The sequence below is a fragment of the Pseudomonas sp. P1.8 genome (assembly GCF_001269805.1).
Taxonomy (GTDB): domain Bacteria; phylum Pseudomonadota; class Gammaproteobacteria; order Pseudomonadales; family Pseudomonadaceae; genus Aquipseudomonas.
This window is the reverse complement of the sequence record NZ_LHVM01000019.1, coordinates 46,487-61,434: the sequence shown is the minus strand read 5'-3', so window position 1 is coordinate 61,434 and position 14,948 is coordinate 46,487. Positions and strand designations below refer to the sequence as shown.

14 protein-coding genes are annotated in these 14,948 nt (G+C 44.6%); all 14 read left to right on the top strand.

Annotated elements, in window-relative coordinates:
- The first annotated feature begins 113 nt into the window (after positions 1-113).
- The 14 genes from rfbB to AD668_RS20835 all read left to right on the top strand — a co-directional run bounded on the left by rfbB (position 114) and on the right by AD668_RS20835 (position 14,906).
- On the top strand, positions 114-1,190 hold the full coding sequence (gene rfbB / locus AD668_RS20900; protein WP_053162104.1) for a dTDP-glucose 4,6-dehydratase: 1,077 nt from the start codon (positions 114-116) through the stop codon (positions 1,188-1,190).
- Positions 1,187-2,080, top strand: a complete 894-nt coding sequence (rfbD, locus tag AD668_RS20895; RefSeq protein ID WP_053161767.1) for a dTDP-4-dehydrorhamnose reductase — start codon at positions 1,187-1,189, stop codon at positions 2,078-2,080. Before rfbB ends, rfbD begins: the two co-directional genes overlap by 4 nt.
- Entirely contained in the window at positions 2,080-2,970 is an 891-nt protein-coding gene (gene rfbA / locus AD668_RS20890; protein WP_053162102.1) for a glucose-1-phosphate thymidylyltransferase RfbA, read from the top strand. Before rfbD ends, rfbA begins: the two co-directional genes overlap by 1 nt.
- A gap of 115 nt (positions 2,971-3,085) precedes the next feature.
- On the top strand, positions 3,086-4,150 hold the full coding sequence (locus AD668_RS20885; protein ID WP_053161765.1) for a Wzz/FepE/Etk N-terminal domain-containing protein: 1,065 nt from the start codon (positions 3,086-3,088) through the stop codon (positions 4,148-4,150).
- Between the two features lie 269 nt (positions 4,151-4,419).
- Positions 4,420-4,908 (top strand): transcription termination/antitermination NusG family protein, encoded by a 489-nt coding sequence (locus AD668_RS20880; protein WP_172681852.1) that lies wholly within the window; start codon positions 4,420-4,422, stop codon positions 4,906-4,908.
- 155 nt (positions 4,909-5,063) lie between these two features.
- Entirely contained in the window at positions 5,064-5,474 is a 411-nt protein-coding gene (locus AD668_RS20875; RefSeq protein WP_053161763.1) for an FdtA/QdtA family cupin domain-containing protein, read from the top strand.
- A gap of 577 nt (positions 5,475-6,051) precedes the next feature.
- Positions 6,052-7,179: a DegT/DnrJ/EryC1/StrS aminotransferase family protein gene (locus AD668_RS20870; RefSeq protein WP_053161761.1), complete on the top strand. Its 1,128-nt coding sequence runs from the start codon at positions 6,052-6,054 to the stop codon at positions 7,177-7,179.
- 3 nt (positions 7,180-7,182) lie between these two features.
- Entirely contained in the window at positions 7,183-8,436 is a 1,254-nt protein-coding gene (locus AD668_RS20865) for an O-antigen translocase (protein ID WP_053161759.1), read from the top strand.
- Positions 8,437-8,461: 25 nt separating this feature from the next.
- The gene (locus AD668_RS20860; protein WP_156322383.1) at positions 8,462-9,904 is read left to right on the top strand and encodes a hypothetical protein; all 1,443 of its coding nucleotides are present in this window, start codon (positions 8,462-8,464) and stop codon (positions 9,902-9,904) included.
- A 56-nt stretch (positions 9,905-9,960) separates the two neighbouring features.
- Positions 9,961-11,220, top strand: a complete 1,260-nt coding sequence (locus AD668_RS20855) for a hypothetical protein (protein WP_053161755.1) — start codon at positions 9,961-9,963, stop codon at positions 11,218-11,220.
- Complete coding sequence (locus AD668_RS29570; protein WP_156322382.1) at positions 11,168-12,016, top strand: glycosyltransferase family 2 protein; 849 nt, start codon at positions 11,168-11,170, stop codon at positions 12,014-12,016. The genes AD668_RS20855 and AD668_RS29570 overlap by 53 nt, the downstream gene beginning before the upstream one ends.
- A gap of 10 nt (positions 12,017-12,026) precedes the next feature.
- On the top strand, positions 12,027-12,734 hold the full coding sequence (locus tag AD668_RS20845) for a DapH/DapD/GlmU-related protein (RefSeq protein ID WP_053161750.1): 708 nt from the start codon (positions 12,027-12,029) through the stop codon (positions 12,732-12,734).
- The gene (locus AD668_RS20840; protein WP_053161748.1) at positions 12,731-13,822 is read left to right on the top strand and encodes a glycosyltransferase family 4 protein; all 1,092 of its coding nucleotides are present in this window, start codon (positions 12,731-12,733) and stop codon (positions 13,820-13,822) included. The genes AD668_RS20845 and AD668_RS20840 overlap by 4 nt, the downstream gene beginning before the upstream one ends.
- Positions 13,812-14,906: a DUF1972 domain-containing protein gene (locus tag AD668_RS20835; RefSeq protein ID WP_053161746.1), complete on the top strand. Its 1,095-nt coding sequence runs from the start codon at positions 13,812-13,814 to the stop codon at positions 14,904-14,906. Before AD668_RS20840 ends, AD668_RS20835 begins: the two co-directional genes overlap by 11 nt.
- The last annotated feature ends 42 nt before the right edge of the window (positions 14,907-14,948 follow it).

Sequence of the window (14,948 nt, the reverse complement as noted above, 5' to 3'; positions counted from 1 at the left end):
ATATCGGGCAGGCTGACTCGGCCAAAGGTCTCTATGTTTCAGTAGGCTTTTGTTTTCATGGATTAGACAGAGCTCTGTTGGCGGCCCTGTCAAAGCTCAAGGTATGGTTTCTCGTGAAAATCCTAGTAACCGGCGGTGCCGGGTTTATCGGTTCGGCAGTCATTCGCCACATCATTACCAACACTGCTGACTATGTCGTTAACGTAGATAAGCTCACTTATGCGGGTAACCTTGAGTCTTTAGCTGAAGTCAGTCAAAACGCACGTTATGTATTCGAGCGTGCCGATATCTGCGATCGTGACGAAATTGACCGTATCCTGCGAGAACAGCAACCGGATGCCATCATGCACCTGGCCGCAGAGTCCCATGTTGACCGCTCGATTTCCGGGCCGGCTGAATTCATCCAGACCAACATCGTTGGTACTTATACACTGTTGGAAGCTGCTCGCCACTATTGGGCGACGCTGGATGATGCGCGTAAATCCACATTTCGCTTTCACCATATTTCGACCGATGAAGTTTACGGTGATCTTGACGGGCCGGAAGACCTCTTCACTGAAACAACCCCGTATCAGCCGAGTTCACCTTACTCGGCCAGCAAGGCTAGTTCCGATCACCTGGTTCGTGCCTGGAGCCGTACCTACGGCCTGCCAATTCTGATCACCAACTGCTCTAACAACTATGGCCCTTGTCACTTCCCCGAGAAATTGATCCCGTTGATCATACTCAACGCACTGGAAGGCAAACCATTACCGGTCTACGGGAAGGGTGATCAGGTCCGCGACTGGCTGTACGTCGAAGACCACGCACGAGCGCTTTACAAAGTAGTAACCGAAGGGGTGATCGGCGAAACGTACAACATCGGCGGCCACAACGAAAAGCAAAACATAGAAGTGGTGCAAACCCTCTGTGCGTTGCTTGACGAACTACGTCCCCACTCCGCTAGCTATCCTCATGCCAGCCTGATTACTTATGTTCAGGATCGCCCGGGTCACGACCAGCGCTACGCAATTGACGCCAGCAAAATTCAGCGTGAACTGGGGTGGACGCCAGAAGAAACCTTTGATTCAGGTATCCGTAAGACCGTAGATTGGTACCTGAAGAACACTGAATGGGTAGCCCACGTCAAGAACGGCAGTTATCAGCAATGGATTGATCAAAACTACGCAGATCGTTCGAGCAAGGGATGAAAATTCTTCTGCTAGGAAAAAACGGCCAGGTGGGCTGGGAGCTACAGCGCTCCCTTGCGCCGCTTGGTGAGTTGATTGCGTTAGACCGTAATAAAGTCGATGGTCTATGTGGTGATTTGTCCGATCTCGGTGCATTGCGCGCGACAATCCAGCAGGTTAAACCGGACATTATCGTGAACGCAGCGGCGTACACCGCGGTTGATAAAGCTGAATCCGAGACCGAGTTGGCTGACCTTGTCAACGGTCGGGCAAGCCAACTCCTGGCTGACGAGGCCGCTATTCTGGGGGCTTGGCTGATTCATTACTCTACTGACTATGTATTCAGTGGTCAGGGCGATACACCATGGCAGGAGACGGATGAAGTCTCCCCGGTAAATCACTACGGCACCAGCAAACTGGCTGGTGAACAGGCGATTATCGCGTCTGGCTGCAAGCATCTGATTTTCCGCACGAGCTGGGTCTATGGTGCACGTGGTAATAACTTCGCAAAGACTATGCTGCGACTGGCCAAGGATCGTGAAACCTTGAACGTAATAGCCGATCAGGTCGGAGCCCCGACGGGGGCTGACCTGATTGCTGACGTGACCGCATTGGCCATTCAGCAGATCCTGCAGCGTCCGGAGTTAGCGGGTTTGTATCACCTGACGGCCAGTGGCGAAGTATCCTGGCACGGTTATGCCAGCTATGTGATTGGGTTTGCCCAAGCCAACGGTGAGCCGCTTGCCGTCAGGGCGATCAACCCAATTGAAACAAGCGATTATCCAACACCTGCGCGACGACCTCTGAATTCGCGTTTGAATACGCAGAAGCTACGTGACAATTTTTCTCTACACTTGCTGGATTGGCAAACTGGTGTAACCCGAATGCTTAGGGAAGTTCTGAACAAATGATCAATACGACAAATCGCAAAGGCATTATCCTGGCAGGTGGCTCTGGTACGCGGTTGCACCCGTTGACTCTCGGTGTTTCGAAACAGATGCTGCCGATCTATGACAAGCCGATGATCTTCTATCCACTGTCAGTGCTGATGCTCGCGGGCATGCGCGAAATTCTGATCATCTCTACTCCTGAGGACCTGCCGTGCTTTCGCAAGTTGTTGGGTGATGGCAGTCAGTATGGGATTCAGCTCTCGTACGCCGAACAACCTAGCCCGGATGGCTTGGCCCAAGCCTTCATTATTGGCGAAGAGTTCATCGGTAAGGATCCATGCTGTCTTATCCTGGGCGATAATATTTTTTACGGCCAGCATTTCTCGGACAACTTGCGTTCTGCTAACAGTCAAACCCAAGGGGCGACAGTTTTCGGTTATCACGTTTCCGATCCTGAGCGCTTCGGAGTGGTCGAGTTTGACACTGCTGGTCGTGCTTTGAGTATCGAAGAAAAACCGCTCAAACCAAAATCCAGCTACGCGGTTACCGGTTTGTACTTCTACGACAACCAGGTCGTCGAAATAGCCAAAAATATCAAGCCGTCTGAGCGAGGTGAGTTGGAAATCACCGACGTAAACAGTGCTTATCTTGCACAAAAGACTCTCAATGTCGAAATGCTCGGCCGTGGCTTCGCATGGCTGGATACTGGTACTCACGACTCGCTGCTGGAAGCCAGTCACTTTGTGCATACCATTGAGAAACGTCAGGGGCTGAAAGTAGCCTGCCTTGAAGAAATTGCCTACACCAACTCCTGGATAACGGCTGAGCAGTTAGCTACTCAGGCAGAAAGCCTTAAAAAAACGGGATATGGACAGTACTTGAAAAAGATACTGGATGCAGATTTTCGTTGAGACATTAACCCGTCCAGAATTCAGATATTGAAAAATACCGGTTTTCTTAGAGGAGAGATAGTCGCAATTCGGCTGCTCACAACAAGAAACGGTATGACTTTAAAAGGCTGTGAAGATGCAGATCAATTCTACCGAGTCGCGCAACGAAGATGAGCTGGACTTCAAAGAGTTATTGGTTGGTTTGTGGAAGCAGAAACTTTGGATAATTGGTTTTGCTGTGTTAGGAGCAGCGGCTGCAGCCGCTTTTCTTTTTATCAATAAAACTACGTATGAAGCGAAAGCATTTGTGCTGCCACCTTCTCAAAGTAATATTGCAAACTTTAACTATGGGCGGACGCGTGAAACCGAGCTCGCACCTTTTTCTGTGAAGGAGATATACGGGATATTTTTGCAAAAATTAGATGGTGAGTCCCTTCATCGCGAATTTTTCAATAAATACTATTTGCCTTCATTGACGCCAGATGAACGAAAGGCTCCTCAGTCTTTACTCTATCAACAGTTTTTAAAAGTTCTTTTTGTTGTTCAAGAAGGAAAGGACTCTGATAATAGATTTTCAATTACTGCACTCAACAGTGACCCGGCAAAAGCTGCTGAGTGGGTCTCGACTTTTGTAGAGCGAGCGGGCGCACTGGCCAAAGAAGAAACAATAAAAAACGCCGAAAGCGAAGCCGATGTACGCGCTAGAAGCCTTGCTCAGCAGATTGCTGATATGCGGGAGAGCAGTCAACGTACGCGCTCAGACTCAATAACCAGACTTCAGGAGGCGTTGCTTGTCGCTGAAGCCATAGGCCTTGAAAGTCCTGCAATTATCAATTCAAAATCCTCGCGAGAAGTGGACATCGGAGCGATGGATGGGCCACTAATGTATATGCGTGGCAGTAAGGCGCTTAAAGCGGAAATCGAAAACTTGAAAACAAGACGGTACGATGATCCGTTTATCAATGATTTGCGATTGCTTCAGAGTAAATTAAATTTCTACAAGGGACTGGTTGTAGATCCAAATAGCGTTGCCGTATATACGCAGGATGGCTCGATTGAAGTGCCAGACAGTCCTATCAAAAAGAAAAGCATACTGGTTGTCGTATTTGGCCTTTTGGGCGGCATTCTGGGAGCTCTTGTTGCAATTGTTAGGCATTATCGACTTCAATCTAGAAGCGATCTTCAAAAAAGCACGGATTAAGGCGGTTTGCTGGTATTGAAATTTTTATGTCATGGCGCAGGGCTCTCAGTCCTCCCCAAGCGTAAAAAGATGTTTTTTGTGGACATGTGAGTCCTCTATTCAGGCGTAGCGCGCCAGAATACAGGGCTCACATGTCCACCCATAAACGGGCATAATAACCACGCTTACACCACCGGCGATGAGACTAGGAGCGGGTTTCAAAGCAGTATGCGGTCGAGATCTTGGGCATCCCATAGGGCCAGAGTCGGGTAGTAAAGGAAGAGCATGGCATGGGAGCATGTAACAGTTGGTATCTAATTCAGTGCAAGCCTCGCCAGGATGAGCGCGCGGAAGAGAACCTGGTGCGTCAGGGCTTCGTCGTTTCTCGACCTAAATTTGCTCGCCAGCAGAATGGATCAACCAGGCAGAAACCATTTTTTGAGTCATTGTTTCCTGGCTACCTTTTTATCTATCTGCCGGGAGAAACCAACTGGGCTCCTTTGCGTTCAACACGCGGAGTGCACAAGATCGTCGGATTTGGTGGGCAACCCCTTTCTGTCAGTGACGAACTCGTTAATGAGTTGAGCAACCGCGGAGATAGCTTGACCGAGAAAGAGATCAGCGCAGGAGACAAGGTCCGTGTTTTAGCCGGAGCGTTTTCTGATCTTGATGCAATTTTTCTCTGCTCAGACGGAATGGAGCGCGTCGTTTTGTTGATTAATTTTTTGAATCGAGAGCAAAAAATTCATTTGCCACGGTTCTGCGTGACCAAAAACTGAACGGTAGGGTGTGGTTCTACCCTTGACATTGCGAATGATTCGTTCTCAGGAAATGACGGAAAATCTTGAGGCGGTAGCGTGCTTTTTTATTCAGCGATGATTTTTTGCATTCATAGCTAAAATTCTTCGTATGAGCTGCTAGAGGATAGCAAAAAATGACTTTAATAAAATGGATAGAGTTTCAAATACTCGGAGACGAGCGGGGTAGCTTGGTTTCTATCGAACAAGGCGCGCTAATTCCGTTTGAGATAAAGCGAATTTACTATCTTTATCATACTGCTTCAGGTGTAAGCCGAGGGTTTCACGCGCATCGGAACCTCAAACAAGTTGCTATCTGCGTATCCGGGAAATGTCGTATGGTCTTGGATAATGGCATTCAAAGAGAAGATGTGTGGTTAGATTGCGCGACCAAAGGAATTCTTATCGAAAGCATGGTGTGGCGTGAGATGCACGATTTTACACCTGATTGTGTCTTGTTGGTCATCGCAAGTGAGCCGTATGATGAAAGTGATTACATCAGAAATTATCAAAATTTTTTGAATGTTCAGAGTTTGAAAGCTGATTAATGAACAAGACAGGCTGCCAATTATGGTGCTTAACGTTCATTGGCGTGATAAATACATGCAGAACTGGTTGAGTGAGACGATAGTCGTGGAGCCAGTTTTAGAAACTGAGTCCTCTTCTTAGCATAGAGCAGTTCTCGTGGTTCAATTTTCTCCTAAGAAAATTCATTATGAAAGCCTCACCTGCAACAACGAACTCGTTACTAAGTCATGCAATTGACAAAGAATCGTATGGCATTTTTGAGTGGCGAGGTCGAAGCCAGGAGGAGAAGGTTCAATCCAGTAAAGTCTAGACCTCTAATTTTTTCGCCTGTTTGACTATTTGCGTGTGGTTTAACTTTTAGACGTGAACATTTATTGGAAAAGCAAACATGCCAGGCAGACGGTGAAGAGGCAATAACAGACCGAAAAGCTGTATATTCGCCGGAAGTTGAGGTTCTTTTGGTTGAGAATATTTGACGCCGTGATGTGATTTTTCGAGTTGTCGGAGTAGTCCTTGCTTCGGATTATTTCTTAATGATGGCAATGTTAAAGCTGACAATTAAAATCTAAATCTTTCATATTGAACCTGAGGCTCCCCATGGTTTCCTTTCTTAGCTTGGCAAATGTAAACGCTCAATACCGGGATGAGTTGATTTCTGCGATTACCGAAGTCGTTGATTCGGGCTGGTACATTCAAGGTAATAACGTAAAGCAATTTGAACAGGCATTCGCTCAGTATTGTGGGGCTCGGCATTGCATAGGTGTTGGTAATGGTCTTGATGCGTTGATTCTGACTCTTCGGGCGTGGAAAATTCTTGGGAAACTCAAAAGTGGCGACGAAGTCATTGTTCCAGCAAATACTTACATCGCAACAATTCTAGCGATAACAGAAAACAGTCTGGTTCCTGTGTTGGTCGAGCCCGATGGAAAAACCTTTAATATCAGTCCTGATGCAATTAAGTCTGCAATAACCACTAAAACCCGAGCAATCATCCCTGTCCATCTTTACGGGCAACTGGCAGACATGCCTGTGATTATGGGGATCGCTAAGCAGCATAATTTGCTGGTGCTTGAGGACTCCGCACAGGCCCACGGTGCTAGTCATAAAGACATCAAAGCGGGTAACTGGGGCGATGCATCTGGATTCAGTTTTTATCCAGGAAAAAATCTTGGCGCTCTAGGTGATGGAGGCGCAATTACTACTAATGATGATGAACTGGCGAAGACTCTAAGGGCGTTAGCGAATTACGGTTCACACGAAAAGTATAGAAATGTTTATCAGGGAGTAAATAGCAGGCTTGATGAGATCCAAGCTGCGATATTAAATGTGAAGCTCAAGTATCTGGATGCGGACACTCAAAAAAGACGCGAGATTGCTCATGTTTATTACAACGAAATAAAAAATGATGCGATCGTATTACCTTCGATTCCATGCGGTCAGCCGGATGATTATCTGGGACATGTCTGGCATCTTTTTGTTTTACGTTGTAAAGAGCGAGTTGCTCTGCAGGCGCATCTTGCTGCCGCGGGCGTGCAGACGGTAATTCACTATCCGATTCCGCCGCACAAGCAACAGGCTTATCCTGATCTTAACAGACTGAGTTTCCCTGGAACTGAAGTAATTCACGACGAGGTCCTCAGCCTTCCAATTAGTCCTGTAATGACGATTGAGGAGGCTAGAGTTGTAGTCGATGCTTGTAACAGCTTTGCTCCGACAGGCCGATAAAGCATGACGCTTATAAAAACAAGCTTGCTCAACGGAATTGCCGTTGTCGTCAAGATGTTGACTCTGTTGGGTATCAATAAGATTTTAGCCATCTATGTAGGCCCTTCCGGGTACGCAGCGATCGGACAATTTCAGAACGCAGTGCAGATGATCACTACATTCGCCAGTGGTGCGGTGAATACAGGGGTTGTGAAGTACACTGCAGAATACGCGGACGATGAGTCCGCACAACACAAAGTCTGGCAGACCGCTGGCGCGATCGCACTAGCGGGCACCTTTATAGCGTCAGTCTGTATAGCGTTATTTAGTGTCGACTTGGCGAACTTGTTTCTCAATAATGAGAGTTTTAGCGGGGTTTTCCTCTGGTTTAGTGCAACGCTGGTGTTGTTTACTTTAAATACCTTGTTGTTGTCTATCTTAAATGGGAAAAAAGAAATCGCTAAATATGTTTTAGCCAATATAAGCGGGAGTTTATTTTCTCTTGTCGTCACCACGGTGTTGGTTTTTAAGTTTGGTCTCTATGGCGCCCTGGTATCTTTGGCGGTCTATCAATCATTGACATTTGCTACGACATTCTTCCTTTGCATTAAATCGAAGTGGTTCAAGTTAGAGTATCTGGTAGGTAGAATTGATAAAGCTGTTGCGCTGAATTTGGCCAAATATACTGCGATGGCATTGACAACCGCGCTCTCGGTTCCAATGAGTCACATACTGATCAGGAATTATCTTTCCGTTCAGTTTGGCCTTGAAGCCGCAGGATATTGGGAAGCGTTATGGAGGCTAAGTAGTGCATATTTGATGGTGGTTACCACGACTTTGGGAGTTTACTATCTGCCACGGTTGTCTGAGTTAAAGACGTATCACGAGATACGGCAAGAAATACTTCAAGGTTATAAAATAATCCTGCCAGTGGCTGCGCTATGCGGGTTATTGATTTATATGCTCAGGGACCTGATCATAATATTATTATTCACGCGTGATTTTGCCCCCATGCGTGAGTTGTTTGCGTGGCAGATGATTGGGGATACCCTGAAAATTGGTAGCTGGATCCTTGCATATATGATGCTAGGTAAGGCGATGTTTAAAGCTTTTATTGCTAGCGAAATTGTTTTCAGTCTAACTTTTTATCTGTTGACTGTATATTTAACCGGGTGGTTCGGATTTGTCGGTGTTTCTTGGGCGCACGCGATAAACTACGGATTTTACTTTATTGTGATGTATTTCATGGTGTTTCGACGATTGCACAAGATTATCTAAATCGCGTGTATGGAATTTATATAAAGTGGATGAAGTAATGTTATCGTTATCTGATTATTTCAAGTCAAAAATATTCTCTGAGGAAGATTTGAACAAAGCCTTGGAGTTGAGCCAGATCTATGGCTCAGTTTTTTGGGCTGCTGATATGGGGATAAACGATGCATCTGATATAGAAACGGAACTGGTCGAAAGAATTGGTAAATCGCTAGAATGTGTCGTTAAGTCGAATCCAGAGAAGGACACGGTTCATGTCATATCAGAGCCTTATTTGATAGGCGGACATACTCGATTGATGGAAAGACTTGCCTCGATGCACGATAGCAAGCCAGATCTTATTATAACCAGAAGCGCATCAGCTGAGGTAAAGGCAAGATTAAACCAGTTTTTTAACATTCAGTACGAGGTGGTTGCCGCTGAACCCGTGGCACAAACTCTAGAAATTGCTAAGTTGTTGTCGGACTATCGCAATGTAGTGCTGCATGTCCACCCCGACGATATTGTGAGTATCGTGGCTTGTGGTTTATTGCAGGCTTCGTGTAGTGCAAGCACCATATACTTTGTAAATCATGCGGATCATGTTTTTTCGTTCGGTAGCTCAGTCGCTGATTATTATTTTGAAATCAGTAGTTATGGCGCCCGGCGGGATGTGAAGAAAAAAATAATAGGCAAGAAGAGCTTTTTAGGTATCCCTGTTGATAGGCCAGTGAATAGTTTAGTAACTCACTCACTGACTGATAAAGATAATTTAAAGTTTTTTAGCGCTGCTTCTGCATTGAAATATAAGCCTCGTGTAGGTTTAAGTATGTCTCCAGTCATTAGTATGATACTGGACGGATATTCAAATTCGACTTTTCATATCGTTGGTGCCAACTTATTTACGAATTACTGGTGGTGGGGGTTAAAACTAAAATACAGAAATCGATTTTCTGTTGTGCCTCATTTGCCTTTTGAGGAGTATAAGGCGCTACTGACTCAGGCAGATTTTTATGTTGATAGCTATCCAATTCCAGGTGGGACTGCTTTTGCCGAGCAACTCATCCAAGGTCGGCGGTGCATTGGGCTCGTAAGCCCTATTCAGGGGTATTCGCCAGCGGACATGCTAAAAAGTGAGTCGAAGGCTGACATTTTGAACGATATCAATGCCCCTCGGGATTATGCGGATGCCGCGTTGATGTGTGTGCAGATGAATGGTTACAGTGTTGTGAAGCAACGCTATTTGAATTGCATCTACAATGATACTATTTCAGTTTCTGATATGGAAAAGTATGTGCCTTGGACAGGGGATACTGATTTCATGAGGGAGGGGCGCAAGATAAAATCGCCGATCCCAATTGAAACAGTAATCGCATTGGTGAGAATTGATAAGAAGTTGTTCTTTAAGCTCTTATCGACGTTGGCGATGCAGCAAAAAATTAGAGTTGTTGTAAAGCTAATTATAAGACAATTTACTCGTGCGTTATCAAAGTAATGAGTCTTTTTCGGCGTTGGTACTTACGAGTTTGTTTTACGTTATAAGAGGGAGTGATGGGACGTTTTATATGTGCAATGATTATTGTGGGGCTTTTTTTTAGTGACTTTCTTATTTTGAGTCTTGGGTTAAGTGTTACTGGGGCTTGGAAGGAAGCGCTTTCTTTTTTGTTGCTCGGGTGGTTGATATTAGTGCTTGTGGTCAAAGCGGCTAAAGGAAGAGCCGTGCACTTTAAGTACGTTTATCTCGTTGTAATTGTCTGTGTGTTTTCAGCGGTTTTTTTACTTTGTGGCGATTTTTCTGAATCCTCTGTTCGATCGTTTCGTGCGCTCAGTGTACCGGTCTTTTTGGGTTTTATAGTGGTGTTTCTACTTGAGCGAGAGCCCCTTGATATTAAATTGAGGTGGTTGTTAAGAGTGCTTTTATTGTGTTCTTTGTGCACGGGAATATATGGCGCTTATCAGTTTCTTACGATCAAGGATCCTGTCGAGTTCTGGTATTGGGTCCCGTTGGTTGAGAAGGGTTTTGTCCTTCAGCCTACGAACTCAATGCGAGATGGATTGCCTCGTATGGCAGGTTTCTTTACCGGGACCTTGGAGTTTTCAGCGGTTGTTTTAAACTGTGCAATCCTGGTATTGAGTGTCATCTTTGCAAGCATTAGTCGGCGGAAAATAAATGTAGAATTGATTTTGTTAATTGTAACGTTTCTCGTTTTTACGCTTCTCATTATTTTTGGTAGTGTTAGAACTTCATTGATCGGATTAATTAGCCTGTTTTTCTTTCTTGTTTTAACTAACAATATAAGGAATCAATACCTATTGCTTGTTTTGGGCTACGGTTACTTTGTTTCACTTTCGTTAGTTATTTTTCTCTACTTGACATTGGGCTTCACCGATGATCCTTCGGCGTTGGATCGACCTAGGCAATGGCTGGAGGTTTTATCGTTCCAAGGAAGCCATCCCTTGGGTTATGGACTTGGTGAAATCGGTCCAGGACAAGCCCATTGGTTCGATTCTTTTTGGCTAAACCTCATCGCTGGTTGTGGAGTCTTCGGGGTGGCCATGATGCTGTTTTTGGTTTTGTTTTACGGTAAAATCGTTAAGACATGCACCGAGATGAAGCGGGAAGGTACGGTGATCGAAGCAGCCTTTGGTATGTATATAATGGCGATATATCCATTTTACTTGAGCTCTTTCTTTTTTCAAGCATATACAAACAGCGTTGTACTATATTTGTTTGCAATCACTTTGTTGGTGGTCATGTATGAGCGCAGATTTCGGGTTAATCAGGCTGTCGATTGTAGTGGTGCTTTATAAAAAGCACTATGCAAGATCTGTCGCCATTCAATCATTGTTGAATAAAATAAATGCGTGTGGCAATAATCTCTTGATCACCTTGCACGTCTGGAACAACACTCCCGAGTATTCGGATGCATTAGAGCATGAGGATGTTCGTTGGTATTCGGGTAGTAACAATGGATTGTCTTTTATATATAATCAGATTGCAAAGCTTTCGTTTGATGCTGGTAGTGATTACTTGCTTGTTTCTGATGATGATACGGATTATGAGTCTTGTGATCTAATCAGTTGTTTAAATGTTGCCTCAAATATACAGGCGCAGCGCAACGATATTGGTGTGTTTCTCCCTAAGATTTATACAGGCAATGTTTTGATAAGCCCAGGGAAACGACTGTTGTTTCTAGGGAAGCTTTTGCCGACAATAGCTGCGGGTGTCCACCCTTCAAAAAATCTACTAGCAATTAATAGTGGTATGATAGTTACTAGAGCATGTTATTTGAACATGCCTTCATTCTATGACGAGCGATTGAAGTTTTACGTTACCGACACTGATTTTTTTGTCCGATATCAAGCCTCCTATAAATATGTATATGTTTTGGATGTGGTAATTGAACATGATCTATCCGAACTCACGTCGGATAGTACGGAGCGCGCCTGTTTCAGGTATGAAGAGATGATTAAAGGGCTAAAAATTGTATTCGAAAAGCAAAATTTGGTTGTGCGCTTATCTCTTCGGTTTTATCTTTTGTTCGCCGCAATTAAAAAGACGCTAATCTATAAAGATTCAGCTTTCTTGCGCATTTTTTTTAGGTGAGGAGTTCCAATTGATCCACTTCGTGCTAGAAAAACTTGCGTATCTTTTAAAAGGACGCAAAATCCATGTGGATAGAGATATTTCGCAAACCTATTTGCTGGGGTTTATGTTTTCGAAAGTGATCATGTTGGTGAGTGGGGTCTTTAAGTTCAAGCGACTAACCCCTTATTTTGTTGCTCCAAGTGCGGTCATAAAAGAATCGTCCAAGATCACCAGTCCCAAGGGGTTGTCGATTGATCGAGGATGCTATATTGACGCACTTTCTAGAGCCGGCATTACTTTCGGCAGCGGTGTCTCAATCAATAAGTACGTAACTATTGAATGTACCGGAAGCGTGAGTAATATAGGTCACGGTCTTTTAGTGGGTAATAATGTAGGTATTGGTTCCCATTGTTTTTTTGGGTGCGCCGGTGGAATCTCCATTGGGGATGATGTCATTATCGGAAATTACGTTTCGTTTCATTCCGAAAATCACAATTTTTCAGATCCGGAAATACCAATTAGATTGCAAGGTGTGAACAGGAAGGGGATAAAAATTGGCGCCAATTGCTGGATAGGAGCCAAGGTTACTATTTTGGATGGTGCCATTATCGAAGATGGTTGCGTTATCGCGGCGGGTACCTTAGTTCGGGATGGTATTTACACAGCGAACTCTGTATATGGCGGAGTGCCGGCAAAATTCATCAAGAAGCGCTGCGTTGAGATAGATGCCAAATGAAAAAAATTGTATTTTTTCACTTGTTGAACGATCGCAGCGGTAGCCCAAAAGTACTATCCCAGGTTGTGTCTGTCGCACAGAACGGCGGTTATACTACAGAGTTGTACGTTGGTGGGACTGGAGAGGGTTTTTTATCCGATGTCCGAGGGCCTGTCAGTCGTTTCTGGTATAGACGATTCAATAATAAATATTTCACTTTGGTTAGTTATTCATTTTCGCAGGTCGATCTGTTTTTTAAGTTGTTCAAGTACCGGAAACAGGATGTTGTTTTTTATATAAATACCTTATTGCCATTTGGTGCGGCAGTGGCGGGATACCTTTTAGGGAAAAAGGTTGTTTACCACATACACGAAACATCGATTACACCTCGAGCGTTAAAAACGTTTCTTCGGGCTGTAGTGCGTTATACCTCGAAAAAGAATATTTTTGTTTCGAATTTTATGGCAGTCACTGAAAGTGTGGCGAGTGTTCCGCAAGTAACTATATATAACGCGCTAAATTCGGATTTTTCCGCTCAAGCATCGAAACATACGTATTTGCCACGTTATGATGGTTGTTTTCAAGTGTTGATGGTTTGTTCGTTGAAAGCCTATAAGGGGGTTTTTGAGTTTTTGGAAGTGGCCACTCTTCTGGAGGCGAGTGCTGATATCAAATTTACACTGGTATTGAATGCCAGTGCGTTGGAAATTGAAAAGTTTTTTGTCGAAACTAAAGTCCCAGCCAATGTCAAATTGTTCGGAACTACTGCGGACGTCATTTCGTTTTACGCAACGTCGAATATCCTGTTGAATCTTTCTAAGCCAGAAAGCTGGGTTGAGACCTTTGGTCTGACCATTCTCGAAGCAATGGCTTTCGGTATCCCCTGTATTGTACCTCCCGTGGGAGGACCGGTTGAGTTGATTGAGCACGAAAAGCAGGGCTATTTGTTTGCGTCTGATCGTACCGACGAGATTGCAAAGAAAATATTGTTTCTTTCTAAAAGCCCAGAGCACTGTCTAGCATTCTCTCGGGAGGCCAAGATCAAATCCAAGCAGTTCTCTCAACAAAAATTCGAGCTCGATATACTGAAGGTGTTAAATGCAATATAGAGTTGCCATAATAGGAACTGTAGGTCTTCCAGCACAATATGGTGGGTGGGAATCGCTGTCTGAGCAATTGGTTCTGAACCTTGATAAAACCTATGATATGACGGTTTATTGCAGCGCCTTCAGTTATGCAGAGCGCCCTAAAAAGTTCGGAAATGCCAAGCTGGTCTATATCAAGTTAAAGGCGAATGGCTTCCAAAGTATTCCGTACGATATTGTGAGCATGTTGCGAGCATATCGTGAAAGCGACGTGATGTTGATCTTGGGTGTCTCAGGCTGTATTGCGTTACCTGTTATACGCCTGCTCACCAAAAAAGCAATTATTGTTAATATTGATGGTTTTGAGTGGAAGAGAGCTAAGTGGTCTCCACTGATCAAGAAGTTTTTGAAGTTTTCCGAACGTCTTGCAGTCAGGTTTGCTGATCGGATTGTGACGGACAATAAAGTCCTTCGTGACTATGTACTTAGTGAATATGGAGTTGATAGTACGCTTATTGCTTATGGTGGTGACCAAGCTTTGAAAATTGAGGTCGATGAAGAAGCGGCCGCTCAGTTCGGTTTTCTGAATTCTCCATATGCATTTTCTGTGTGTCGTATCGAGCCGGAAAATAATATACACTTGATTTTGCAGGCGTTCAGTGATAATGGGATTCCGTTGGTTCTTGTAGGAAACTGGAAACAGAGCGAATACGGTTCGGAGCTGCAAAGGCGTTATTCTGCAGTTAAAAATTTATTTTTGCTTGATCCGATATATGACCCTGCGAAGCTGGCACCGTTGCGCAGTAACTGCACGCTGTATGTACATGGTCATAGTGCTGGCGGTACGAATCCATCGTTGGTGGAAGCGATGTGGTTGGGATTGCCCATTATCGCCTTTGACGTTTCATTTAACCGAGCGTCTACCGAAGATAAGGCCGAGTATTTCAGTTCTGCTAGTCATCTTGAAAGCTCAGTTCAAGCTCTATTTCAAGACGAGGAAAAGCGCCGTTCGTTGGGGAATGAAATGCACGCCGTAGCCAAATCACGGTACAGATGGCAGGGGATTGCCTCTCAATATGATGAGTTGTTCCAATCGCTTATTAAGTAAATTTTACAGGCTGGCTATCTAGGAAAGTATGAGTTCTATGTC

What these genes read in the sequence shown, in the direction of transcription:
- rfbD (WP_053161767.1), top strand. Translation starts at nt 1,187, where the DNA reads ATGAAAATTCTTCTGCTAGGAAAAAACGGCCAGGTGGGCTGGGAGCTA.
- AD668_RS20885 (WP_053161765.1), top strand. Translation starts at nt 3,086, where the DNA reads ATGCAGATCAATTCTACCGAGTCGCGCAACGAAGATGAGCTGGACTTC.
- AD668_RS20880 (WP_172681852.1), top strand. Translation starts at nt 4,420, where the DNA reads ATGGGAGCATGTAACAGTTGGTATCTAATTCAGTGCAAGCCTCGCCAG.
- AD668_RS20875 (WP_053161763.1), top strand. Translation starts at nt 5,064, where the DNA reads ATGACTTTAATAAAATGGATAGAGTTTCAAATACTCGGAGACGAGCGG.
- AD668_RS20870 (WP_053161761.1), top strand. Translation starts at nt 6,052, where the DNA reads ATGGTTTCCTTTCTTAGCTTGGCAAATGTAAACGCTCAATACCGGGAT.
- AD668_RS20865 (WP_053161759.1), top strand. Translation starts at nt 7,183, where the DNA reads ATGACGCTTATAAAAACAAGCTTGCTCAACGGAATTGCCGTTGTCGTC.
- AD668_RS20855 (WP_053161755.1), top strand. Translation starts at nt 9,961, where the DNA reads ATGGGACGTTTTATATGTGCAATGATTATTGTGGGGCTTTTTTTTAGT.
- AD668_RS29570 (WP_156322382.1), top strand. Translation starts at nt 11,168, where the DNA reads ATGAGCGCAGATTTCGGGTTAATCAGGCTGTCGATTGTAGTGGTGCTT.
- AD668_RS20840 (WP_053161748.1), top strand. Translation starts at nt 12,731, where the DNA reads ATGAAAAAAATTGTATTTTTTCACTTGTTGAACGATCGCAGCGGTAGC.
- AD668_RS20835 (WP_053161746.1), top strand. Translation starts at nt 13,812, where the DNA reads ATGCAATATAGAGTTGCCATAATAGGAACTGTAGGTCTTCCAGCACAA.